Origin of the sequence: Wukongibacter baidiensis, from assembly GCF_050888315.1 — a bacterium.
GTDB classification, from domain to species: Bacteria; Bacillota; Clostridia; order Peptostreptococcales; family Caminicellaceae; genus Wukongibacter; species Wukongibacter baidiensis.
In genome coordinates this window covers 2,316,770-2,342,841 of sequence record NZ_CP138202.1, presented here as the reverse complement: position 1 = coordinate 2,342,841, position 26,072 = coordinate 2,316,770, and the positions used below count along the sequence as shown (strand labels likewise).

General features: G+C 33.2%; 22 protein-coding genes. 16 read left to right on the top strand and 6 right to left on the bottom strand.

Going from position 1 to position 26,072, the window contains the following annotated elements; all coding sequences use genetic code 11:
• Positions 1 to 8 precede the first annotated feature (8 nt).
• From R9X47_RS10615 to glmS, 3 genes are all read left to right on the top strand, one after another.
• A complete protein-coding gene (locus R9X47_RS10615; RefSeq protein ID WP_432666799.1) occupies positions 9 to 2,540 on the top strand; it encodes a PIG-L family deacetylase in 2,532 nt (843 codons plus the stop codon).
• Positions 2,541 to 2,842: 302 nt separating this feature from the next.
• On the top strand, positions 2,843 to 4,189 hold the full coding sequence (gene glmM / locus R9X47_RS10610; RefSeq protein WP_432666797.1) for a phosphoglucosamine mutase: 1,347 nt from the start codon (positions 2,843 to 2,845) through the stop codon (positions 4,187 to 4,189).
• A gap of 692 nt (positions 4,190 to 4,881) precedes the next feature.
• Positions 4,882 to 6,711 carry a glutamine--fructose-6-phosphate transaminase (isomerizing) gene (glmS, locus tag R9X47_RS10605; RefSeq protein WP_432666795.1) on the top strand — a complete coding sequence of 610 codons (1,830 nt, stop codon included), beginning with the start codon at positions 4,882 to 4,884 and terminating at the stop codon, positions 6,709 to 6,711.
• 81 nt (positions 6,712 to 6,792) lie between these two features.
• Here the strand turns inward: glmS and R9X47_RS10600 are convergent, their stop codons facing one another.
• Positions 6,793 to 7,458 (bottom strand): copper amine oxidase N-terminal domain-containing protein, encoded by a 666-nt coding sequence (locus R9X47_RS10600; protein WP_432666794.1) that lies wholly within the window; start codon positions 7,456 to 7,458, stop codon positions 6,793 to 6,795.
• 359 nt (positions 7,459 to 7,817) lie between these two features.
• Positions 7,818 to 8,051 (bottom strand): helix-turn-helix domain-containing protein, encoded by a 234-nt coding sequence (locus R9X47_RS10595; RefSeq protein WP_432666793.1) that lies wholly within the window; start codon positions 8,049 to 8,051, stop codon positions 7,818 to 7,820.
• 113 nt (positions 8,052 to 8,164) lie between these two features.
• Between R9X47_RS10595 and R9X47_RS10590 the strand changes: the two genes are divergently transcribed.
• From R9X47_RS10590 to R9X47_RS10555, 8 genes are all read left to right on the top strand, one after another.
• Positions 8,165 to 8,455 carry a hypothetical protein gene (locus R9X47_RS10590; protein ID WP_432666792.1) on the top strand — a complete coding sequence of 97 codons (291 nt, stop codon included), beginning with the start codon at positions 8,165 to 8,167 and terminating at the stop codon, positions 8,453 to 8,455.
• A gap of 486 nt (positions 8,456 to 8,941) precedes the next feature.
• Positions 8,942 to 9,709, top strand: coding sequence for an FRG domain-containing protein (locus R9X47_RS10585; RefSeq protein WP_432666791.1), 768 nt, complete (start codon positions 8,942 to 8,944; stop codon positions 9,707 to 9,709).
• A 199-nt stretch (positions 9,710 to 9,908) separates the two neighbouring features.
• Complete coding sequence (locus tag R9X47_RS10580; RefSeq protein ID WP_432666790.1) at positions 9,909 to 11,693, top strand: hypothetical protein; 1,785 nt, start codon at positions 9,909 to 9,911, stop codon at positions 11,691 to 11,693.
• 202 nt (positions 11,694 to 11,895) lie between these two features.
• Complete coding sequence (locus tag R9X47_RS10575) at positions 11,896 to 12,324, top strand: hypothetical protein (protein WP_432666789.1); 429 nt, start codon at positions 11,896 to 11,898, stop codon at positions 12,322 to 12,324.
• Positions 12,325 to 12,629: 305 nt separating this feature from the next.
• Complete coding sequence (locus R9X47_RS10570) at positions 12,630 to 13,325, top strand: class I SAM-dependent methyltransferase (RefSeq protein WP_432666788.1); 696 nt, start codon at positions 12,630 to 12,632, stop codon at positions 13,323 to 13,325.
• Between the two features lie 284 nt (positions 13,326 to 13,609).
• Positions 13,610 to 14,887, top strand: a complete 1,278-nt coding sequence (locus R9X47_RS10565; RefSeq protein ID WP_432666787.1) for a hypothetical protein — start codon at positions 13,610 to 13,612, stop codon at positions 14,885 to 14,887.
• Positions 14,888 to 15,162: 275 nt separating this feature from the next.
• The gene (locus R9X47_RS10560) at positions 15,163 to 16,113 is read left to right on the top strand and encodes a potassium channel family protein (protein ID WP_432666786.1); all 951 of its coding nucleotides are present in this window, start codon (positions 15,163 to 15,165) and stop codon (positions 16,111 to 16,113) included.
• A gap of 655 nt (positions 16,114 to 16,768) precedes the next feature.
• A complete protein-coding gene (locus R9X47_RS10555) occupies positions 16,769 to 17,401 on the top strand; it encodes a hypothetical protein (RefSeq protein ID WP_432667619.1) in 633 nt (210 codons plus the stop codon).
• A gap of 304 nt (positions 17,402 to 17,705) precedes the next feature.
• Here R9X47_RS10555 and R9X47_RS10550 read toward each other — a convergent pair whose 3' ends face one another.
• A complete protein-coding gene (locus R9X47_RS10550; RefSeq protein ID WP_432666785.1) occupies positions 17,706 to 18,200 on the bottom strand; it encodes a hypothetical protein in 495 nt (164 codons plus the stop codon).
• Positions 18,201 to 18,849: 649 nt separating this feature from the next.
• On the opposite strand from R9X47_RS10550, the gene R9X47_RS10545 reads away from it, so the two are divergent.
• Complete coding sequence (locus R9X47_RS10545; protein ID WP_432666784.1) at positions 18,850 to 19,524, top strand: hypothetical protein; 675 nt, start codon at positions 18,850 to 18,852, stop codon at positions 19,522 to 19,524.
• Positions 19,525 to 19,943: 419 nt separating this feature from the next.
• Here the strand turns inward: R9X47_RS10545 and R9X47_RS10540 are convergent, their stop codons facing one another.
• A complete protein-coding gene (locus R9X47_RS10540) occupies positions 19,944 to 20,480 on the bottom strand; it encodes a hypothetical protein (RefSeq protein ID WP_432666782.1) in 537 nt (178 codons plus the stop codon).
• Between the two features lie 432 nt (positions 20,481 to 20,912).
• On the opposite strand from R9X47_RS10540, the gene R9X47_RS10535 reads away from it, so the two are divergent.
• On the top strand, positions 20,913 to 21,182 hold the full coding sequence (locus R9X47_RS10535; protein ID WP_432666781.1) for a hypothetical protein: 270 nt from the start codon (positions 20,913 to 20,915) through the stop codon (positions 21,180 to 21,182).
• Between the two features lie 567 nt (positions 21,183 to 21,749).
• The gene (locus tag R9X47_RS10530; protein WP_432666780.1) at positions 21,750 to 22,538 is read left to right on the top strand and encodes a formate/nitrite transporter family protein; all 789 of its coding nucleotides are present in this window, start codon (positions 21,750 to 21,752) and stop codon (positions 22,536 to 22,538) included.
• Positions 22,539 to 23,070: 532 nt separating this feature from the next.
• Here R9X47_RS10530 and R9X47_RS10525 read toward each other — a convergent pair.
• Positions 23,071 to 23,925, bottom strand: a complete 855-nt coding sequence (locus R9X47_RS10525; RefSeq protein WP_432666779.1) for an AAA family ATPase — start codon at positions 23,923 to 23,925, stop codon at positions 23,071 to 23,073.
• A 524-nt stretch (positions 23,926 to 24,449) separates the two neighbouring features.
• On the opposite strand from R9X47_RS10525, the gene R9X47_RS10520 reads away from it, so the two are divergent.
• Positions 24,450 to 24,575, top strand: a complete 126-nt coding sequence (locus R9X47_RS10520; protein ID WP_432666778.1) for a hypothetical protein — start codon at positions 24,450 to 24,452, stop codon at positions 24,573 to 24,575.
• Between the two features lie 356 nt (positions 24,576 to 24,931).
• Positions 24,932 to 25,204, top strand: a complete 273-nt coding sequence (locus tag R9X47_RS10515; protein WP_432666777.1) for a hypothetical protein — start codon at positions 24,932 to 24,934, stop codon at positions 25,202 to 25,204.
• A 301-nt stretch (positions 25,205 to 25,505) separates the two neighbouring features.
• Here R9X47_RS10515 and R9X47_RS10510 read toward each other — a convergent pair whose 3' ends face one another.
• Positions 25,506 to 25,823 (bottom strand): DUF4489 domain-containing protein, encoded by a 318-nt coding sequence (locus R9X47_RS10510; RefSeq protein WP_432666776.1) that lies wholly within the window; start codon positions 25,821 to 25,823, stop codon positions 25,506 to 25,508.
• Between the last annotated feature and the right edge of the window lie 249 nt (positions 25,824 to 26,072).

Genomic DNA, 26,072 nt, shown 5'->3' with positions numbered 1-26,072 from the left:
GCGAAATAATGGGAAAAAAAAGAATGAAATCCGCGATTAGCATGATATTAACAATAGTGATGGTGATTGGATTATTCACAGGCACAGCACTAGCAAAGGACGATCAGTTCAAGTACTTAGGGGTAAGGGGAACATCTAAGACCATGTTAGACATCCTAAAGCTGCAAGAAGTTGGTAACGTCATGTTCATAGGGGCTCACCCTGACGATGAAAACAATGCTATGTTAACTTATCTAGACAAAGGACTGCACCTAAGATCAAGCTATTTAGTATCTAACTGGGGTGAAGGTGGACAGAATGAGATCGGTGATGAACTCTATGAGGCACTTGGAGTTATCCGCTCTCAAGAGCTAGCTTCGGCTAGAGCCATCGATGGTTCAAAACAATTATTTTTAGGTGCTACGGATTTTGGTTACTCTGTATCAACAGAAGAAACCTTTAGTATTTGGGATAAAGAAGAACTATTAGGAAATATGGTAAGACATATTAGAATTGAAAGACCAGATGTTATCATGTCCCATCACAGAAGCGGAAAGGGCGACCATGGTCATCATATGGCAACGGGAGTTTTACTAGAAGAAGCCTTTACAGCGGCAGCAGACCCAAATAGATTCCCAGATCAAATAACAAAGGAAGGTCTGCAATCTTGGCAGGCTAAAAAACTTTACCAAGCCATTAGCTCTAGAGATATCAATAAAGGTATGACCTATGATTTTGAGGTCAATCTAGGTCAATACTCTCCAGTACTTGGGATGTCATATAGTGAATTAGGTACCTTAGCACGTTCAATGCATATGTGTCAGGGGAAGGTAAAGTCACCTCAAAAAGGTGAAAGCATTTCAAGGTGGATGTTGAGCCAGACCGTTGTAGGTCAAAAAAATAAGAGCATTATGGATGGAATTGACACCAGTTTAGATAAAGTTAGTGACTTACTTAAGGGTGATAAGAAATATGGAACTATTAAAAAGGAATTTGATGAGCTGGAGAAAAGCATTGATTCTATAATAGAAAAGTATGACCCTAAGGACGAATCAGTTATTTATAAAGACTTAGTTGATGCAATCAAGTCAGTTAGAACATTAAAAGACTATGTTAGTGAAAGTAACGCTGATTCCATGAAAAAAGACTATGCACTTCAATACTTAGAAGAAAAAGAAGCAGATATTGAAACCGTTATGGAAGACGTTCTTGCAGTAGCCGTTGATATAGTGTTGTCCGATGAGACCGTTATACCGGGACAAAACTTCACAGCTACAGCAACTGTTTATAACAGAAGTAAGGCAAACCTAAAGGAAATTAATCTTGAAGCTAAGCTTCCAGAAGGTTGGGAACTACAAGATGATTCAATATCTATAGGTGGGCTTAAAGCCGGTAATCAGGCCACAGTTGAATTTAATATTACAGCAGGTAAATCAGCATACACAGACGCCTATGATAAATCTCCATTAGATATTAAAGTGTCCTATAATTATGGAAATCAAACAATGACAGTTGATACCTTCAACGAATTAAAACTAGTACCTGCTCTATCGGTAGAGGTAACACCTGAGAGGGCTATGCTTATTGCATCGGAAGCACCACAGGTAAATACATTTAATGTACTTGTTAGAAATAACAACGAAGGACCAGTAAGCGGTTATGTAGAATTTGACTTGCCTGAGGATTGGAAGTTAGTCAACCAGAGCACAGGCTTTGAAATCGATGGTGAAGATCGTCAAACCTCCGTTGCAATAGAAGTAGAAGTACCAGCCAATGTAAGCGGTGACTTTTACCTAACAGCAACGGCAGTTGCCAATAATGAAAGATTTGCACAGGGATATCAAATCATTGAATATCCTCATATATACACAAAATACTTGTATAAACCAGCAACCTATAAATTAACCGTTGTAGACGTGAAAATAGCCGACGGTATTAAGATAGGATATGTGGATAGTGGTTACGATAGAGTATATGAATCATTAGGACAAATGGGTGTTGATGTGACACTATTAACAGCAGATGATTTAGCAACAGCCGACTTAAGCATCTATGACACTATTATTCTTGGAGTAAGGGCATATAAAGCAAGACCTGATCTTGTAACTGCAAACGATAGATTACTCGACTATGTTGAAAACGGTGGTAATATGGTTGTTCAATTCCACAAGACATATGAATGGAAATCAGAATTTGCACCTTATCCAATCGAATTAAGTAGTACAAATATCAATGATGAAAATGCAAAAGTTACATTACTTGCGCCAGATCATCCAGTATTCAATACACCTAATAAGATTACAGATAAGGATTGGGATAATTGGTTCCAACAAAGAGCTGAATGGACAGCTACATCTTGGGATAAAGAAAATTATACCGAGTTAATGTCAGCCGCTGACCCAGGTCAAGAAGACACACCTAGAGATGGTACCTGGTTAGTAGCAGACTACGGTAAAGGTACATATATGTACACATCTATCGTATGGCATTTAGAATTAGATAATCTAGTACCGGGTGCCTACAGGATGATGGCAAATATTCTAAGCTTGTCAGAAGAATAGGACATTTACTGAACATCTCAAGATTGATTGTAGAAAAAGCAAGGTATTATATGCCAAAATATTACTGAGCTTACCAGAAATTTATTACATTTCATAATTGTCCCCACTTTGTTTAATATAGTAAGGCCTTGGATTTGCTAGACATCCGAGGCCTTACCCATTTTTTTGACTAAATTATTGGTTCTTAAATCCATTTACTTTTCATACAATAGTACAAGCAGTGATTTCCATTAACATTGCTGGTGGTTTGAGAATATGATAAAATATAGGGGATTAGGATTCTTACGTTTTGGAGGTTTAGAATGGGAAAGCTATTTGGAACAGATGGAGTTAGAGGAGTAGCAAATACAGAATTAAGTTGTGAATTAGCCTATAAACTTGGTAGAATAGGTGCATATATTTTAACAGAAGGAAAGAAAAAAGCTAAGATATTAGTTGGAAAGGACACAAGAGTATCGGGCGACATGCTGGAGGCAGCCCTTATATCAGGAATACTGTCTGCTGGTTCAGATGCCATCTGTATAGGCGTAGTACCAACCCCAGCTGTGGCATATCTAACAAGAAAGTATGGAGCCGATGCGGGAGTAGTAATATCTGCATCCCACAACCCAGTTGAATATAACGGAATAAAGTTCTTCAATAAAGACGGGTTTAAATTACCCGACGAAGTAGAGGACAAGATAGAGGATTATATCTTAAATAATAAAGACATAGACTTCATGCCGAGTGGCAATGAGGTAGGAAAGAAAATCAAAGTACATAACGCAGTAGACGAGTACGCTGATTTTGTAAAATCTACTATAGACGTTGATCTAACTGGAATGAAGATAGCTATAGACTGTGCCAATGGAGCATCATATATGGCTGCACCTAAAGCATTAACTGATCTTGGAGCAGAAATAGAGATAGTTAATCACAATCCAGACGGTTATAACATAAACTATAATTGTGGATCAACTCACCCAGAAATCATAAAAAAATACGTTCTTGAAACTGGAGCAGATCTTGGTTTATCCTTTGATGGAGATGCCGATAGACTTATAGCTATTGACGAAAAAGGGAATATCGTTGATGGAGATAAAATAATGGCAATCTGTGGAGCCTACCTTAAGGAAGAAGGAAAGCTTAAAAATAATGCACTAGTTGCAACTGTAATGAGTAATATAGGATTAGAAAAGGCACTTAAGGAATACAATTGTGACATAATAAAGACTAAGGTTGGAGACCGATATGTTCTAGAGGAAATGAAGAAAAGCGGATACGTTTTAGGTGGAGAGCAATCGGGACATATCATATTCTTAGAGCATAATACTACTGGTGATGGACTTTTATCAGGACTACAGCTTATATCAGTAGTTAAAAAGAAAAATAAGCCACTATCTGAGCTGGCTTCAATAATGAAGACATATCCTCAGATATTAAAAAATGCTAAGGTAACCAATGGTAACAAATATAGATATCTAGAGGATGAGGCTATAGCATCTAGAATCGAAGAAATAGAAGAAATCTTCCACGGAGATGGAAGGGTACTTATAAGACCGTCGGGAACTGAGCCTTTAGTAAGGGTAATGATAGAGGGAAGCGACGAAGAAGTACTAGATAAGTATGCAACAGAGTTAGTTGAGCTTATAGAAGAAAGACTTAGCTAGTTATAGGTACATGGTAGTAAATAAATAATGTTAAGAATTTGGGTAGGATCTATGGTATAATGTAGAAGTGACTCAAATTCTTAACTTCAAACATTGAAAGGAGTGAGGCCTATTGAGAAAATAACTAAAAACTGAATATTAGTGATTTGGCTAGATTTTATAGTTTAGCTTAAGACTTAAAAGTAATGATAAAAATGAGCTAAACAGAATACTTGTAATTTGGAATTTACATCTTGTATCATTTTAAAGCGCCAGAACTTAAATCGGATCGGAAAGCGGTTTAAGTTGACGAGGGTCAGGGTTTATCGAAGTTTTCGGCGGGTGCCCTGCGGTGTCTCACCACCGTTAAAGACTTTACAAACCCCACGAGTGATTGTGGGAACAAAAAAGTCGGGTGAGCTAGGAGATCACTGAAAAAGTGTACCTTACTACGAATAAAGAAAATGTGACTTGGGACTAACCCATCTGACACACATTCTTTTTAGTGTGCCTGAGGGGTTTGTTTTAATGTCACGTTTTTTAATTCTAAGGTAAAGAGGCTTTTCAGTGCTTCTTAACTAGGGGTTTTTTACGCCCTTTTTTAAAGAACCTTATAGATAAGGACTAAAAGTGAATACATAGATGTGAAATTGTTCCATAGATTACAGTATCATGAAACCTAAAATAATATTATAAAATAGGAGGACATGTAAATGTGTGGAATAGTTGGATATATAGGAGATAAGAAGGCAACACCTATACTTATAGAAGGATTATCAAAGCTTGAATATAGAGGATACGACTCAGCAGGTATAGCAGTATTTAAGGACAGTGAAGTACATGTGGAAAAATACAAGGGAAGATTAAGCGTACTTGCCGACAAGGTTGTGGATAAGGACTATAACGGTACAATCGGGATAGGACATACGAGATGGGCTACCCACGGAGCACCATCCGATGAGAATTCACATCCCCACACAAATCAGTCGGGAAATATAGCAGTTATCCACAACGGAATAATAGAAAACTACATGAAGATAAAGGAATGGTTAATAGAAGAAAAGGGAGTTACTTTTAGATCAGAAACAGATACAGAGGTAATAGCCCACCTTATAGATTACCACTATGAAGGAGACCTATTAGACGCAGTATTCAAGTCCATAGAAAAGATGGAAGGTGCATATGCGATAGGAGTTGTTTGTAAGGATGAGCCCGACAAGATAGTGGCAGTTAGAAAGGATAGTCCACTTATCGTTGGAATCGGAAGAGGTGAAAACTTCCTAGCATCAGATATCCCTGCAATCCTAAAGCATACAAGGGACGTACTTTTAATAGAAAACGACGAAGTAGTACTACTTACTAAGGAAAAGGTGACTATCTTCAACGAGCTAAGACAGGTGCAAGCTAGGGAAGTATACAAGGTGACATGGGACGTAGAGTCTGCTGAGAAGGAAGGCTACGAGCACTTCATGATTAAGGAAATTCATGAGCAGCCAAAGGGAATCCACGAAACTCTACACAGAAGATTAAACAAAGAGGGAACTATAGAGCTAGATGGAATAAAGATAACTAAGGAAGACTTAGAAGGAATAAACAAGGTATATATAGTAGCTTGTGGTACAGCATACCATGCAGGTCTTGTTGGAAAGTATGCTATAGAGAAGTTTGCAAAGATACCAGTAACCTGCGATATAGCTTCAGAGTTCAGATATAGAGACCCCTTTATAGATGAAAATACATTATTCATAGCAGTAAGTCAGTCGGGAGAAACTCTAGACACATTAGCAGCCCTAAGGGAAGCAAAGAGAAAGGGAGCAAGAATCCTTTCTGTAGTAAATGTAGTAGGAAGCTCAGTAGCAAGAGAATCCCACGATGTATTCTACACATGGGCTGGTCCAGAGATAGCAGTGGCATCAACTAAGGCCTACACAACTCAGTTAACTGCTATGTATATGATAGCTCTACACATGGGTATAACTAAGGGAGCCTTAAGCAGAGAAAGATACGACGAAATAGTAACAGAAATCGGAAAAATGCCTGAAAAGGTACAGAGTATATTAGATGACTATACTAAGTCTCAGCACCTAGCTGATACACAGTTCAACAACGAAAGTGTATTCTTCATGGGAAGAGGTTTAGATATAGATGTAGCTATGGAAGGTTCATTAAAACTTAAGGAGATATCATATATCAACTCCTTTGCGATAGCGGCAGGAGAATTAAAGCATGGAACTATAGCCCTTATTGAAGATGGAACTTTAGTAATGGCTCTAGCTACTCAAGATAGGCTATATGAAAAGATGCTTTCAAACATCAAGGAAGTAAAGGCTAGAGGAGCTTATGTAGTTGCTATAGCTAAGGAAGGAAACAAGGAAGTAGAAAAGTCAGCAGATACTGTTTTATATATCCCTGATACTATGGATGAGCTTACACCTATACTAAGTGTAATACCTCAGCAGCTGTTCTCTTATTATGTTGCTGTGGCTAGAGGGTGTGATGTTGATAAGCCGAGGAACTTGGCTAAGAGTGTTACGGTTGAATAGATGAAGATTGGAAACCACCTATGACGTTTGTTGGAGGTGGTTTTTTGTATTCATTAAATAGACTCAAATTTCACTCAGCTTTCACTCAGCTTTCTCTACACTAATCACACACCATTTAGCTTCACTACCAGGATAAATAGGTAATGGATACTGAACATCTTGTAGCTTCTTTTTTCCAATAATGACATTATGAGTTGAGTAGCTGGAACTTCTTGTGGAATCTGTCCAGTGAAATTTTATTGAAAATCTCCATGTTCCATCATCTAGTTCCTCTTTGCTTTCAATTACAAATTCATCTATCCATGGACTGGATGCTCCTGTAATCCAATCCCATGACTCATAACTTGATTTGTATTTGATTTGCAGATTGTCACAAAGAACTGCATACTGTAAGGCGCCATTCCTAGAGATCACACCCTTAGCCCAGGTACTAGCAATTCCTTCTGGACTATCGGAAATAAGTGCAAACTCAAGTAGCTCAATTCTTCGCTTAAGCTCTTGTTTCTCCTTATCGGTTATTTTTACTGTTTGATTTTCGTTATCCCATTCTACAGAAGCACCTAAAGCTTCAGCAACATCCCTGATAGAACCTATGGTACGACCATTAGAAATGTGTAATGGAACACTTAACTTTACTTCCTTATTGTTTACGATTAATTTAATAGAGTTTGATGCATATACTGATCCAATGGTGATAGCTGAGATTAATATGATGCTACCTATGAAAGCGCTCCATTTTCTATTCATGTTTTGAAGATCTCCTCCTTGAACCTACTAATTATTAATATACGAATGTGTAGTTAATAATTACTATGCGGTAAATAAATTTAGAGACCTATTTATTATTGTTTTATGGGAAATACCCATAAAAGTCAATGTTGGAGCTTTTTATATTATAAAATGAAATATGAGGAGGCTGATCAAAAGCACTCAAATGAAATATCAAAAGTTCTTGAGTAGTTGTGGAAGCAGAGGAAATTACAGATTAGTAGAAGAGATACAAGTATAAATTAAGGAGTGGTTTATGGCAACTGAATATGAAAGATTAAAAGAAAACTCACCTATGACGGTTAAGATCATAGATGAGTTCGGAGTGGAAAATTTTTTTAATTATGTGATTTAGATCTAGAATATGGGGATTGATCATCTGTTAATCCAACTAAATAGTCGATACTGGTGTTGTAAAATTTCGCAAGAGTTATTAATGCTTCTACAGCGATATTTCGTTGACCTGTCTCGTAATGTGAGTATGTTCTTTCAGCAATACTTAGTATTTCTGCTACATGCTTTTGCAATAAATCATTATCTTCTCTTAAATCTTTTAAACGTTCGTATTTCATAAAACCACCTCATGAAAATTATATTATAGTCCATAGAGGGCTATTGACATAAAGAACAAAACGGACTATAATTGAAAAAAATAAAGACCAAAATGGACTGTGGAGGTAATTAAATGAAAAATAATTATAAAAGTATTTTAAATGATGTAGTAAGTGATAGACTAGATTATATACTTAATGATTTGAAAAATAACAGCCCGAAAATAAGGAAAAAAGAGATTAACTTAATTAGACTGAGTAAAGAAGTGCAAAGAGTGATATCGGGATTGGATAGCAATGAGAAAGATGTGATTGATGAATATATGTCTGCGATAAATGCTATAACTTATGATTATAATAGTGCTGTTTATGTTGAAGGGTTTAGGGATTGTGTGAGTTTTTTGAAAGGAATTGGTGTGATATGAAGATATTAATAACACTAGAGAGAGGACTTAAAATGACTATAAATCTCTATACAGAACACAGGGATAAAGGTTTAACTAAATATAATAGTTTTAATTATATTTAGTTTTCATGACAAAATATACTTTATGACAAAATATACTTTATGACAAAATATACTTTATGACAAAATATGAGAAAAAGAGACAAATGAACTGTGCTAAAATGTAGAATAGAGAGGTATCTATAAGTTAGATATTATATACCTAGAATAACTCATAAAGTATTAGGATTAGAGTTATATGATTAAAAGAATTTATTAGGTCTGAGTTGGGACTTTTTTTATACAATCATAGGGAGAATTGTAATATTATTAATATAAGTTGGTATAAATCCCGTCTCATAATACGGTAGTTCTAAATATGTTATACATAAGAATATAAGAGTTAAAATTTTGTAGAGGATGTGGGAAAGTTATCTAATATTTAATAAAGTAAGGGGGAGGAATAGTGGCTAGACCAGCTAGATGGATTGAAGAAGATATAAAAGATGGTATAGGCATAATCAGACTTTCATCTTGGAAGTATTTTAGTACTTATGTACATGATGAGATGCTAGATTATCCAAATTATATTTGGAGAGGACAAGAAAATTCAAATTGGCTATTGGAACCAACTTTGGATAGAGTGCTTAAAAAACAAAAGTCAGTAAATGAGAAAGCAGTCAAAAGACATCTAGAAAGCTTTAAATACTCTGTAAGAGGAAGGAGAGGCTCAAATCCTCCAAGACTTGAGAAGGAGAATGATTGGTGGGCATTGGGGCAACATTATGGATTAGCTACACCACTGTTAGACTGGAGTAATTCTCCATTTGTTGCTGCTTTTTTTGCATTTCAGAATGAAAATTGTGACTCAGAATATAGATCAATATACTCACTAAATATCAAGAGCGTAATCCGTAAATCTAAGAACAGTAATGAGAATTCATCAATAGTTGAATCAATAAGACCTTTATCTGATGAAAATTCTAGACTAGTAAATCAAAACGGAGAGTTTACAAGATTTCCTTTAGGTATTGATATAGAGAAATGGATTTCCAAGCATTTTAAAGGAAGAGATACGACATATATTCTAATGAAAATACTTATTCCATCTAAAGATAGAGATAGTTGTATGCGAAATTTAAATAGAATGAATATAAACTACTTAACACTATTTCCTGACTTATTTGGATCAACAAATTATTGTAATCATAAATTAACAATCAAAGGCTATTAGAAAGAACTAGTGAGGCAAGTTAAATGTTCGTTTATGTTTAATTGAGATGAAACTTCAAAACATAAAACATTTTAAGAAGAGGTTTAATCAAGACGGACTAGGGGATCGGGACTTGTCTTCTATTTTATATAGTTAAAGGAAATTAATGAATAATGGTACAAAATAGAAATTAGTATACTGATATTAAAGGGGGGATATCATGGTAAATCATTTAGTACTCTCAGAAAATGCTTATTTTTACAAACGTAAAGAAGAGCTTACTGAGGAATTTATTGGTCGGGTATTTAGTTACGTATCATCTGAAAAAGAGTTAAATGAAATTAGATGTCAAGTTATTAAGTGTATTAATGAGGAACTAGATATTATATATTCGTTACTTATATTTGATTTCGAAAGTCAGCCTAATTTCCTTTCAGAAGATTATACAGATGCTAAAGAAGTAAAATTTGCGTATCTATTAATCGTTGAATATAAAGACTATATTATTGTTAGTAAAAGAAATATCTCAGGATTAAAGGAATTCTATAAAAAAATTGAAAATATTGACTATAAACTTTTATCTCGACTGTTTATAGATGAAAAGACATTTTTTAATAAATTTTCTTTGAAGAATATGGATATTGCAGATAGTGCTCTTAGAAATAAAGTTTTAGAGTCAAATGACTTGAGGAGTTCAATTTCTACATTTTCAGCTAGTAGATATATATTAAATAACCTTAGAGTAAGCAATGAAAAGGAGAAAATGTCTTTATCACTTAACACATCACGAATTAATAAAATTGGAAATAAAATAAATATTACCGAGTTATTTTCATGGGTAATAAGTACTGTAGATAAAATTGAAAGTTACGAAGAGAAGAATACATACTTAGATATATTCTCAGAACCTATTGATTTTGAATCTGTTAAAGAAAGCATTACGCCTATATGTGTCCTTTTTACAATGGAAGAGCTGTTAAATGATCTTGAGTTAGACTTGATTGAAAAGTTTATGTATAAGCATAATAACAGAGAAAAGAATCTAAGTTACTCAGTAGTAGAAGGAATAATCACCAAGCTATCAACTTTTTTTGAAGTTGAGAAAATAGCTAAAAATAGATATAAAATCCCTAACACAATAGATAAGACACTTACCCTAAAAGTAAATAAGAAGAGTATTACGATATCGAGTTCTAAACTTAAAAGAGTTGTGATAAAATATGATGATGAAATGGAAATTAACATGCTTGAATATATGAATAGAAAAAGTAATTTTATCATTTCTTTTGATAAGCCGGATTATATCTATTCTAATAGAAAGATTTTTAGAGATAATAGATTGATGGGAAATTTAGAATTATTTGAGTCCACATTTATTGGACATGAAGAGATGAGTCAATGTACTAGTGAAAAGGGGAGCTTTGAACCAGACGCAGCGTGCTTTACAGAGGATTCAGTATTTAATTTTGTAGAAACTATATTATGTAATAACAGTCAAGTTCTTATATGTGATGATTTATCAAATGAGTGGGCAGATTTTATATCTGTTGAAAATGACTCAGTATCCTTTTATCATGCTAAGAGTAAGGGGGCAGACGGGCTTTCTGCAACGGCATTTCAAGATGTAGTAGGTCAAGCACTAAAAAATCTAAGTTTTTTCACACCTTCTATTGAGCAGTGGGAAAGTAAAAAGGAGTTATGGTCTAAGAAATACAGAAATGATAATGTGCAAACGCAGATTAATAGACTTCGTAAAGGTGTAACAGTTGAAGAAAGTATAGAAAACTATATCAAAAAGGTATCTGAGCCTAATGTTCGAAAGCGGGTTAATATTGTAATAAATTTTATTTCTAAGGAAAGATTATTTTTAAACTTATATAAATTGAGGAATACAGGAGAATGCACAAAGAAGACTCAGATAATACAAATACTATGGTTCATTAGTTCACTAATAAATGGATGTAATGAACTAGGAATAGATGTTCATATTCATTGCAGAAAGTAATAAGTTGATCTAAAAACCGCTGTTGAATACAGTATGGTGAAACCGTACCATAAGTAATGGCTTTTTTCTTGGAAGGTGTCATAGGGACGGGGTTAGCGACAACTCTTCTGAGCCACTCTTTTGTCACCTTCTCCGTCCCCATGACATTCGGAAGACAAAGCCCTGTCCCTCTGTCTGACTGATTCGAAATGAGGTGTTTTATATGGCAGATACTCGAAAAAGTTTTGAAGAATTCTATTATCGCCCTGATGGGATTAAATATGAAGTAGAAGTTGTAGCTGATTATGCAGATTCACACAATGGGGATACAGATATTTATGATAGAGAAATGTTTTGTCCAGAATGTAAACGGGCAGGGTTATATTTTGTACATAAAACATCAAAGAGGATTGCCCATTTAAGAAGGTATCCATCAGAAAATCATGAATCAGGTTGTTCTTATAATTATCCCTATGCTTCAAGAAAAAAGGCACAGAAGTATATTAATTCATTAAGTTATAATGAGATTCAAGATAAATTAGATGCAATGATAAATATGCTATGTAAACCTAAAAAGAGAACAGATGTAAGTACAAGTACAACAACTCACACTTCTTCCTCAAAAAATCCTATGGTTTATACAGAAGAGTAGGTGTCGTGGGGACGGTTCTAATGACACCTAACAAGTGATAAATAAAAGCTTATAAATAAAACACCTATGACAATTGTCATAGGTGTTTTTTATGGGAATCGTTATATTTCACCAAAAAGGGAAAATGGAATAAAGGGATTTTGCAAAAGAATATAGAAAAAATATAAAGAATTAAGTAGTTAGCTCTCTGTAAAAAGTTAAAAGGACGTAGGGCCAGGTTTGATGTTCGGTTGATTATTTGATAAAAATTTCAGGACATAAAAAACCTGTCCCTGTGTCCTCATAAAGCGAAAGGGGAAAGCAAAATGAAAAACCAGTTAGAATTGGTTGCAAATTCTTATGATAAAGGCGTTGATTTGGGGAGGAAAGGCATTGATTTGTACGAAAATCTACCAGAACATATTACAAATCATCCTGACTACCCTCTATTTAAAAAGCTAAAAATGGAAGGACTACTTTCCGATAGTGGACGTAAGGAAATCAAGGATTTTCTTTCCCCTGATATAAATATGAAATTTATTGATCTCGGATGTTGCTTAAACCTAATGTTTAATGGGTATGATAAATGGCTTTCAACATATTATGGGGTTGATATAAGCAGCAAAACAATTCAGCTACTTAATGAATTTGTTACAAAGAAGAAATTGTCTATTGGATCATTATGTTGTGGAAGTATACATGAAACGCCTTTTGAAGATAATTATTTTGACTTTGGCGCATGCGTCGGCATACTTGAGTACTTTGAAAAAGATTTTGTTGGAAAAGCAATCGCCGAAGCTAATCGAATCATAAAACCTAATGGGAAATTTGTTCTAGATATTCCTAACTTTGATAGCCCAGTCTTCCGAATTACGATGTTAATTGAGGAGTATTTAGGTAGAGCTGACGAATTTAATATGTCATCAAATGAATTTGATGTTATGTTGCAAGATTACTTTGAAATTGAAAATACCGAAAAAGTAGGCGGGATGATTCAATATTTCTTGTGCTGTAAAAAGTAACGAATTATTCCTAGATAAATGTGAACTTTATATTGAATAGATTATAGTAATGGGGTAAGGCTCTGGGGACATGTGAATTTACATCAGCTAACAATGCATTTACACAGGGTTCGGCCGAAGGTCGTAAAGCCTAACGGGACATGCCCCTACACACCCCTCTACCTAAGTCCGTCGGACCACTCGGCACATTAGTCCTTGCCAGGGCATGAGTACCTTCGCTCTAAGGTTGAGAAACGTCGCAAATCCAGAACGTTAGACGTAATTTTTAATTATGGAGGTTGCAAATGGAACATAATATATTTATTGATAATATTATAAAATCTAAATCAGCAATAATTACCGGGAATGGATTTAGTATAAACTTCGACTCTGACTTTTCAAGAATCTACGAAAAATTAGGATATGCGAATAAGTTTATAGTAAGGAATCTAGATTATGAAATCAATACTCCTAATAAGGTTTTGAAGCGTAGATTAAAAGATAACTTTAATAGTGTAAAGAGTTATATCAGATATTTTTCGCAATCAAAGATGGACAATCTATTTCAAGATGGATTAGACTTAGCTAACAAAATAAATGATGACAAAGTTCTAATAAAGAAATTGATTGATAATAAAAGTATTTCTGTTTTAACTTTTGGAATTTCACAAGCAACTATTTTAGAAAGAATATGTACAGTGGGCAATAAGTATGGCTATTCATCAGTGAATATTGAAAACTGGTCAGTTTTATTATTTTTCTATTATGCAATCAATGAATTAGAGGATTATGATTTTAATTATCCTGAAGCTAATGAATTTATAGCTTTAATAAAATCAGGTGACATAAATCGAGAGCTTGTTGCTGAGCCTTCAATTTTACAAAATATTGTACTTAACGGTTTTTTTACATATTATAGAGCATTATTTAGTGTAGCTATTTTTAACAATGGTAAAGTTATAGAACCGAGCAAACTTGAAAATATTGAATCATTAGATATCGATAAGATAAGGGATTTTTTCGATAATTTTGATGTTGTATGGACATTGAATTATGATTATATTCTTGAAAGCATTATAGATAAATCAGTACCTCATCTTCATGGGGAGTATATTATTAATCGGAAATCATACTCATATTTTCAAAGTTTATCTTTTGAATATGAAGATAAACTAATTGAGATGTCAAATATTGATATAGGAGATTATATTACATTTAAATCTTTTTATCCGATATTAAAAAAACTATCAAGTGGCAAATCTTTTAATGCAGAATGTGAATACACTTATGAAATGGTAGAACAAGAAATTAAGAACTCAACTATAGATACAATTGTAATTTTTGGTGTGAATGTTGAAAATGATTACCATATATTTAGACATTTAATAACAGGGTTGTATTTTGCAAATGTTGAGTCTCCTCAAATTATTTATTGTTATTATGGAGACCATGAAGAGGATGAATTCAAGAAAACTTTTGAGTCAGTATTAACATTTTCTAATGAATTGAATGAGTACGCTAAAAACATAAAATTACAATCTGTTAGTACTAAGGAAATAATTGAACATACATTTAGACAATAATTGAAAACTACGCCCAGCACGCCAGTTAGTAAAGTGTCAGAGGGACAGGGTTTTTGACAACACTTCTTTTAAGGTTAAAAGATTGGAGTAGGTGACAAAAAGAATGGTGTAAGGCTAGAACACATGTGTGGCGAGGGGACAGGTTCTATCCCTACGTTCTCCATCGGGAACTGTGTACAGGAAAGGTGTCAGGCCAGAACACATAAAATTATAAGTAATTGATTTAATTTACGTGTTCTAGCCTGACACCTTTGCCAATATGAAGGGGAGTAACGATGAATAAAATCATAGGAATAATAGTTGTTATTTGCATGTTTTTAACAGTATTAAAATCTTTTTATTTAATTAAAAAAACAAAAGCATTTGCATTTTTGTACATGTATATATTTATTTGGCTTATTTTTGGTTCATTATACTGGTCATTTGCCACATTTAGTAATAATGAAAATTTTATTTTCCAAAATGATATCAAGGTAAATGCAATATCAAAAACACTCTATTATAAATTTGATACTAAATATTCAAAAAAAGATATTGCAAATATTATCAAAGATAAATCTTATTTTATGGTGTGCATGAAAAGTGCAGTAGCTAAAGAGGATATTTTCTTTGTAGATGGTGAGATAGGTGATAGTTGGGCAGATTTGTATTATAATTCATTTTTGAAATCTGGATACACCCATTATGATCAAGAATTTATTCTAGAGATGAAAAATCCGATTGATAATCCATATATTGCAACAGAAGAAGAATTTTTTTTACGAGAAGGGCAAACCAAAGATGAATTACCTCTTCTAAAAATGTATAAAATCAATCTTTACAAAGCTAATGGCAATGAGAATAAGATTATTTTAGAATCTAATAAAGAGAAATATGAAAAAAGAACCTGTTACATTTTTACTGAACATAATTTGAATACATTGTCTATAGAAGGTAAACAAATCGAATTATTACCTTTGAGCTTTGGACTAGGGGTCAAACTTTCTAAATCATATAATTTACAAGATAACTCAATTTGGCAATTTAAAGAAATTGAAATGGGAAAAGTTCCATACCAAATAATGGATTTTCTATATTTTAGTGCTGTTACTATAACTACATTAGGTTATGGTGATATCCTTCCAAATTCAACAATAATACGGTGTATGGTAATGCTCCAAACATTAAGTGGTTTAATTATAATTGGCATATTCATTTCTAGATTATTAGATAAAGAATGGTCGTAGTGTTTGGTAACTTCGTCTAACAAAAGATTTGTACAAGGTTCGGGCGAGGGTCATAAAGCCTCTGGAGAAATGTCCTCACATAGAGTGTAAGTGATTTGGAATGACTTGGGGTCAGGCTTTTATAATTTTGTTATTTCAACTTATGCCGATAACGAAATTATAAAAGCCTGACCCTGATTTCCTGCAAGTGGAAGATTTCATATGACAGAAAGAAAGATTCTGCAACTAAAAAGGGAATAGAGAATGCTAGAGCTCGAAATAAAGACGCTTAGGCGAATTATCATGATGAATTAACCGGCAAGGAAGGATACACTAGAAGAAACTTGAAAAGGACTAGGAAAAATTATTTCAGGACAGATAATTTACTATGTCTTTCCTCCACTCCTTTATGAAACAAGGGGTGGAGCTTTTGACTAATGTAGAGATAGCGACTTAAAGGGCAGTACTTCATTAAGAAACATTGATGAATCTACCCTTTAAGTTGTTTTTGATTTGAACTCGCTAAGATTTTTACATGCCTGCATTATTTATTGGGCTATTCTATGAAATATAAATCTGTTGTTATAAAATTTGTAAACTATTAAGCTCTATTTCATAAGATATAGTGGAATGGGGGGAAATCATGAATAAAGCTAAAATAGATGTAGAGACACAAATGGAAGGTATAAATAAAATTTCAAGCAACGTGTGTCCAGTGCCTACAGCGATTATGAAAGAATCTGCTAATCTTTTATTTAGAGTGCCTGTATTTTTAAGTCATCCAAGTCGTCTCAATACTGTACAGCATCAATTTGTTGATGCAATGATTAGGCAAATTAAAAAGGCATTGCTTTTTCCACGAACACTACCTGAAACTGAGCAATACCCTGAGACACCGTTAACAAATATTCGTAGAATGATTTTAAATAGTTATGGAATGGTGGCACTTAACTTAAGACAACAAAAAGTTAAGATTATTGAAAACAATCTTAATGAGCCTATAGGACAAATAGTGTGGGAAGGAAGTCCTTTTGCACAGATTGAGCCTGGAATGGCCTATCAATATGGGCTTCCTTTGCTGCTCATTAGAGAAACAGGCGTAGAGCCGAATGGAATATGGGCTTTTGGAATTGGTCCATTCTTAATCTTAGAGTGGGACTCCACAGTACCAAATCCTATTGAAACATTTTTTGCAAGGAATGATTGGAAATCAATTTTTCAAAATTGGATTGGTCATGTAAGAACAGGTTATTATATTCAGACACAACCAGAGTTTAAATACTCATGTGCTACAGATGAAGACAGATAACTTTTAATATATAAAATGATACTCAAACTTTTTCACTTAAAATCATAACTCATAATAAAAATATCGTGGGTTTGTCAATGAGCTAGAAGAACAGGTGTCAGGGGACGGTTTGGAGTGACACCTAGCAATAGCAAATGACTTGGGGTCAGGCTTTTATAATTTTGTTATTTTAACTTATGCTGATAACGAAATTATAAAAGCCTGACCCCGATTTCCGATTTCTTTACGATTTCTTTACTTACCCACATTAAAGTTTTATACATTTTTCAAGATAGTTAAGAATCATGGTGCTTAATAGTATCTATCATTTTCTCTTATTGTAGTTTAGAATCTGTTTAACTTTTTCCATAGTACTATTATTATCTTCATATTTTAAATAATAGTAGTTAATAGGCTCATCCTTACAATCTTCTTCTATTGTATCTAATGCCTCTAGTAAATCCTCAAGCTTAATCAATAAAGACTCTTTTACTTTCAAATACTCTTCATTATTTGTTGTACGTTCTAACCTATTGATATCTTCAAGAATATAGATAACATGTGTATAAATAGTGAAAATTTTTACATTTTGATAAGTAAAATTATCATTGATTGTATCCATGGCTCCTGTACTAATCCTATTTTCTGTGTTAAGAATTTTATTTCTACTGAATTGGACATCTGAATGAAGGGAATCAATATTACTATAAATAAATTCGCCAGCTTTCTTTCTTGCATCTATAATACTCATTTGCTGAAAAATTATAACTACTACAAGAACTAGAATTATAATTATAATAATTGTCATCTTTTTACTCATGTAAGCTCTCCTATATCATATATAAAATATATTTGTGTATTACGCTACTATATGTTTTATTAATCCGCAGCATATACTTTTATCGAATCGTAAAGTGTAGCATTTACAGAAAAATCTCTCTCATAATATGCTGATCTCGTATTTTCAACTACAGTATAGTGGCATTTTCCATAAGCTTTTGGAAGACAAGTCTCTGTAGCTCTGTCTGTGCGACAATTCCTTTTTTTCAATATCTATTATTTTTTTATAATTGGAGAAAATATAAGCGTTAAGATTATAGAAGTAACTAGCCAGCAGATCAATACTAAAAAATGTAATTCAGTATTACTATTTATCCACTCTGTAGCAAAAATAAAATAAATACTAATAAGAATAAAAAAAACTACTGGTATTTTATATGACAATCCTATATATTGTCCGCAATTAGGGCATCTCTTTTTGTCTCTAGGAGACAACTCTAATTTTTTCCAAACTGTTATGAACTTTTCATTACAATGTGGACAAGTGAAATTTTTCATATGTACTCACATCCAATCTTAAGGTATGTATACTGATTACTCTAATAGATTTTATTACTTGTAGTTCTCTTTCATAATTTAGATTACTATACATAAATTTATGGTACAATAACTAATGAGGGGTGGGGGAAGTGGAACAACTTTTATTAAGTCGATTGTACCAACTACTTATAATTGTTATTGTATTAGTCTTTAGTGGAGCAGTGAGGGTTAAAAACTACAAAGATGAAAAAGGAAATAAAAATTTTTCTAAAGAAAAACATGTAATATACATTGCTCTAATTATTATTGCTGTTCTATTTGCATCAAAATCTTTGATATATACCTATTTAGATTACAAAGTAGCTGAAAGCGGAAATTATCCAGTTATTACTGATATAGTTGAAAAAACTGATACAAAAAGTGGGAGAAACTGTATAGTATATATCAATGATAAAAAAATCATTTTTAAAGTATTAGGTGTTCATATATATGAAGGCTATATGTATAAGATAAGTTATTTACCTTATTCTAAAATGGGGGTGGAGTATGAAGGCATCGGAGACGCCCCAAAAGATTTTGATGACTACTTCAGACGGAAATTTGGAAATATATATAGAACATATATTTTATACAGTTATTCTAAAAAAATATTAACTATACAAATTAATGATAGCACCATAATTTTACCACAAAACAGCATAAATGGTAAGTATAGACGTGGAATTGAATTCAGACAAAGGGACAGGAATTTGTCTGAAATAGAAGATAGAATGACTTGGGGTCAGGCTTTACTAATTTACTTATTAATCTCTAAAGTGAATTAGTAAAGCCTGACCCTTGCCTTCCCAAGTTTTATATGGCGAGGGGACGTTTTGTTTGCCACGGACAGAGGGACCGGGACCCGGCTGAAATAGAAAAAGAAGAGGTGTCGCGGGGACGGTTCCATCGACACCTTTGGTATGACATAATTAGTAGATACTTAGACTTCGACTCTAGTCGTCGGGGGGTCGAGTCCCTCAGGGCGTTCCAAAACTAAAACCTTGATTTTTCAAGGTTTTCATTTTTAAAAATTTATCCATAGATTCGAATTTTCGTGGGTCTGAAGGTAGCGGTTTTTGATTAAGCGATGTTAATAAATTTGTTTGATATATTCATTAACCTTATAGTTAGCGATATATTGCATTAATCGATAAATGGAAATCTTTTTTATTCTATCTTTGATTTTTAGTCCTCACCCATTTATCTAACCTGGATCAGTGGTAGGCATTACCACATTAATTTGATCTACTATGTACTGAACTGTAGGATCTGGGTGAGGATAAGAACCTAATCCTTGAACCCCTCCAGGTGATAATCGCCCCCTATTTAGATGTGCATAGAGGTGTATATCATATGTTCTCTCCTCATACTTTATTATTAATATCACGCTTCCACTTGTAAAACTATCATCTGTTCTCACTCTCATGTCTTTATGAGATATAAAATCAATACCTTTCTCCTTAAGTCTATTCATTCCACTTACCCATAGCTCTTTTTCTTCCTCTGCTGTTATTATGGGTAAATCAGGGTTGATGCTATACTTTGAATGCTTTTCACCATAATAATGTACATAGTCAGCAGCTTTTTTAACTTCTCCTTTTTCTAATGCTGATAGGAATTCTCTAAACTTATACTTACTAATATGTGGGTCAATTACATACGGAAAAATAAACCAGCGAAATGCCAAAATTATAACCACTCCTAAGCATAAAAGTTTAACTATTTTAATTACTTTCGTCACCTTTACTTAACCACCTTTCAAACTCCCCTCAATCTATACTTCTATCCAGTTGCATCTAGCAACTCTATATCCTTTATTACTGACGCTACACTTGTAATACCAAGACTTTTGCAATTTCTTTATTCTTATTATCCATAGTTAATTAAGAAATATTCACTTTCAGCATTTTGCTAAAAGGACTAAGTAAGAGGTTGCGTGTCCGATGATAATTAGTTGAGATGGAATTTCAGGACAAAACCTGTTTATTCTCTTTGTCCTGTTCTAAGATTAGCATTGATTTAGATAGATATTGACTATAAAGGTAGTGGTACTTCCAGTGAGAATACACTTATTTTTACATAATTATATCATTTTTCTACCACAATTCTTTACTATAATATAAGTGTAACAAAGAAAGGCCATTAAAATTTATATATAAGGAGTGTATTCAAAATGAAAAAAATAATTGCTATTATATTGTTAGGTACAATGATGTTTTCAATGGTGGCATGCACACCTGGGGATGAGAATACATCTGAATCAGAATCATTTCAAGAAGAACAGGCTCCTGTTGAAGAACCATTTCAAACAGAGCAGGATCCTTCTGAGACAGATACTGAGACTGAAAACCAACCATTAGAAGATAGTGACGAAAAGGGAACTGAAGATGAAACATCTGGCTTCAATGAGACTGAAGATGAAACATCTGAAATTAATAAATAGGTAAATTTGCGGAATGACTTGGGGTCAGGCTTTTATAATTTTGTTATTTCAACTTATGCCGATAACGAAATTATAAAAGCCTGACCCTTGCCTTCCCACATACTATGCATGTGGAGCGCTGACCACTGCTAAAGTTGACTAAATAGGTGTGATGGTTGATGTATCTGACTATAAGGTTTTAAGAGTAGAATGATATTAACATGAAATATAAATGTTACTAATGCAATACTCGTCGAAAGTTTAGCGAGGTTGAGGATTTTTCAGACGTTCGGGAAAACATAAACTATAGGATAGTGTTGTCTTCTGATGATATTAGTATAAAGTTCAGGAATATTCTTGGTTTCTACTAGGTTAGTTAAATGAAAGAAAATAAGTAATATGAACATAGTTAATTACTAAAGTTGTATAAATTGATTTCACAATTTAATTGATTGTGAGATCAATTTTTTTTGTAGAAATTGGAGGACATGTACCTCGGTCTATTTTCATTAAAATCTTGTAATACGCTTGGAAATATGATATTATCTGAAAGGAAATTATTATTGAAATATATAATTGGGGGGAAATATGAAATCATTTATTGAAATTGTTGACTACATCGTAGCAGCTGGAAAAAGTAAGGTAGAAAAGAAATCTAGAGCACTTATTCTACAAGGTATTTTAGCAGGTATGTTCATTGCTATGGGTGCTATCGGGTACTTCAAGCTAGCAGCATATACAGCTGATCCAGGTTTAGGTAAGTTCTTAGGCGCACTTATTTTCCCAACAGGGATCATCGCAATTCTATTATTAGGTGTTGAACTATTCACAAGTGACTGTATGGCAATTTTAAGTGTTTACAAGAAAGAGGTTCAACTAGACCGCTTTATGAAGATGCTTGTAACTGTTGTTATTGCAAACTTGGTTGGAGCAATTATTATGGCTCTATTATCTACTGGTGCAGGAATCTTTAGTCACAAAATGCTTGAAATTGTATTCAAGAGTGCAGTAACTAAAACTACAATGCCAATTGGACGTATGTTTATCAGTGCAGTACTATGTAACATTATCGTATGTAGTGGTGTTATGATGGCTTACAGTGCAAAGACAGTTGTTGGTAAGATCTTTGCAATTTGGTTCCCAATTGCATTATTCGTATTAAGTGGTACAGAGCATATTGTTGCAAACATGTTCTACCTAATGATGGCGTTCGTAAATGGCGCTGAAGTAACAGTATCAGGAATTCTAACAAGCTTTGGTGTTGTTACAGTAGGTAACTTCATCGGTGGCGGTATTTTTGTTGCTGGTGTTAATTACTTCATGGATCAGGATTTAAGAGTAGCAAGCCTTGTTTCAAGTAGAAAGAAAGCAAGCTAAACAATTAAGTGTTATTAAAATGCCTAGCGCTACTTTTAATGGAGCTAGGTATTTTAATTTTTTTGAATAGAACAGGGTCAGGCTTCACTAATTTACTTATTAATCTCTAAAGTGAATTAGTAGAGCCTGACTCTTGCCTTTTCCTTAAACTAATAGAAGAAAAATATGGAGTAAAAAATGGTTTTCTCCATTTGCTGAAAAGGGAGGAAATAGATACAATACTAAAAGAGTTAAAAGAAATAGAGGTATCGCGGGGACGGTTCTAGCGACACTTTCACTATTTGCTGTTTTTTTAATAGAAAATTAGATTTTGTTTTTAACTTTCTCATTCGCTCTTTTTGCCCAGTAACCTCCAAGCACAGCTGCTGGTATTGTCAGAACAATTGAAGGAACAGAAGAATGGTGTCAGACTAGAACACATAAAATATAAAATTATAATTAATTGCTCTAAGTTACGTGTTTTAGCCTAACACCTTAGCTACTTGTTTTTATAAAGATTGTGAATTTACCTAGCCACTAATTTTGCTAATAATCAAAACTCCTTTTGATGTCGCTTAAAAAAATCATAGTATATACGCACATTTTCCAATTCCGTCCATCGTTTTACACTAACAGGATTATCATCAAGGTTATATATTTTTGCTCCTCGCATGGCAAGCAGAAATGGAGAATGTGTTGATATAATAAATTGACACCCAAAAAATCGTGCAGCGTCCTCAATAAAACTCATTAATTCTATTTGACGTTTTGGAGAAAGACTGTTTTCAGGCTCATCCAATAAATAAAGACCATTTTCACCAATTTTTTCGGTAAAATACAGAAATGCACTTTCTCCATTGGAATATTCCCGTACATTATCAATCAATTCATTTCTAACAAAACGTGACTGCGTTTTAAATCTAGCATTATTTACTTTTTTTAGTTGATCGTAGTCTTCTATAGACTTCATCTGAAAATGAGAATACTTTGCATCCAAATATTCTTCAAAAAGTTCTTCACGTTTTTGGTCAATTCCCTCATTTAGGTTACGGATATTCAACATATAGTCAAATACATCGTCACTGGTAATAATTCTACTATTTTCAGGAATTTGAGCTTTAAGCTGCATTTCACACATATCTACATAGTCAGGAAAAAAATTAGATTTATTATAAATAGAATCCCGACTGATTCTTGTTTTTTCTGCTATAACATTTAATGCTGTTGATTTTCCCGAGCCGTTCCCGCCATATAGAATGGTAACTGGCTCAAAATCTATTCTTTCAAGACCACGTTTTGATAAAATACTAAACGGATAAAACGAGTCATAGCACGTTCTTTTTATCTCCATAAAAAAATCGAATTCCGTTTCCCCATTTGGGAATGTAAAAAGATCTAAATAAATCATCCTTCTCTCCTAACCATTACTCTATTGAAATAATCTTTAGTTCACATAATACACTATTTTGCAGATGTAATATCAGCTATTTAAACCTAGCATGAACGGCTAAATAACTATGATATTCAAGATATATGTTTGTAATATTATACTGAAAATATTAGAAGATTATCCTACTAATCATTTACTATATTAATTATGTAAATTTTATAAAATTCCTCTAGCTATTTTGTCAATGTTTGAAAAATTTTGTAATGTCAAGGGGATGGTTCCGGCGATACCTTTAGTATGACATAATTAGTAGAAACTTAGACTTCGAATCTAGGCGTCGGGGGGTCGATTCCCTCAGGACGTGCCAAACAAAAAAACTTCATTTTTCAAGGTTTTTATTTATTTTGATTTAGGCATAGATTCGATTTTTCGTGGGTCTAAAGGTAACGGTTTTTGGATAATAAAAAGTAAAGTTTACGTCGTTTGTTTTGGAATCAATTCTTTGTTATAATTACTTTTATAATCTGAAGGAGTGATTGTCTATGAAATTTATCGCTTATTCTATCTTATTTATTGCAGGTGCATCTGTACTCTATTTTATAGGTCTAATGGAATTCACTAGTTTGAAGTTGATTTTTAAAAGGATCAAACCATTAAAAAAAGACTAAGGTGTCAGAGGGATGGTTCTGCAGGTGTCGTGGGACGGTTCCATAGACACCTTTAGTGTGACATAATTATTAGATACTTAGACTTCGAATCTAGGCGTCGGGGGTTCGAGTCCCTCAGGACGTACGAAAACTAAAACCTTGATTTTCAAGGTTTTTATTTTTGTGATTTATCCATAGATTCAATTTTTCGTGGGTCTAAAGGTAGCAGTTTTTTAATTTAGGTATGTTAAAGAATCTGTTTGACATATTCACTAATATTATAATTGATGCATAATAGCTTTTTACAATCGCTTATTATATAATTGTGTTTGAACATTACAATTCCTTATAAAAATTAATATCTAGGAGGTTTAGGAATGTTAAATAAGAAATTTTCAAAACTCAGAATTGCTATTCGTGCATTGTCTTTTACAATAATTATTCTTGCTATTAGAAACCTCATTGTAAAAGACTATGATATATATGGATATGGAAATCTCATCACTAATATTAATCAGATTTTAATGACGGTAATGTTTTTTTTATTTGGAATAGATAATTATAATCAAAATAGAAAGTCATCTTATCTCTACTTTGCTGTTTCAATCGTGATTGGGATAATGGCTTTTTTCACCATGTTTCTACCATAAATACTATTTTTTATGTCAGAGGAACGGTTCTAATGACACTTTGTATTTTAACAGTTCTACATATCGATATGTAGAACTGTTAAAATGCAACCAAATCAAGAAGTTTTTTAAAGAAGAGAGTATTAGTAGCGTGAGAAAGATGAGAGAGTAAAAAAGGTATGACTAAAAAAATTACTTAACTGAATGATTACAAAGACTTACTTTTTAACAGCCTTAAGCATTAAGGGGCTGTGATAGTTTCTTAAGTTTTTGCAGTATTTATAATATTTATATGAGCAAAACTAAAAGTTACACATCTTATCTATCCTTCTTGAGCCAAAACTGCCATCCTACCATTACTAACTGTTACTGTAAAGACCTCACTAATTATGCCAGTAGTACTTATTCCAATTGGTGTGACAGTTACAAAATATTCAAAGCAGCCATTACAGGTTAGGCATTCACAAAATATGAAACTAAATGACTCTTCAATGCTGTCAAAAAAATCATTCGTTACATTAACTTTATCAAACATCCAGATTCCTAAGGATATAGGTTTTCCACTATCACAAAATCTAAATAATTCGTATCTCAACCGAATTGTTCCAGGTTGTAGATTTGTTCGATCTAGGTTAACCATACATACAGTACTAGAGAATTTTATTATTTCTATTTATAAGAATAACTAAATTACAAAAGGCTGGGGGAGATTAAATAGAAGACAAGTCCCTGTCCCTCTGTCTGTGAAAAGTTTTATAAAATTCTAAAAATATATTATAATAAGTTTAAGATTGCAACCACAGAGGATTTTTTAGATGTACTTGAAGAGGTTACTGGAGAAGACCTAGATAATTATTTCGAAAAGTGGATGGAATAGATAAGGGGGATG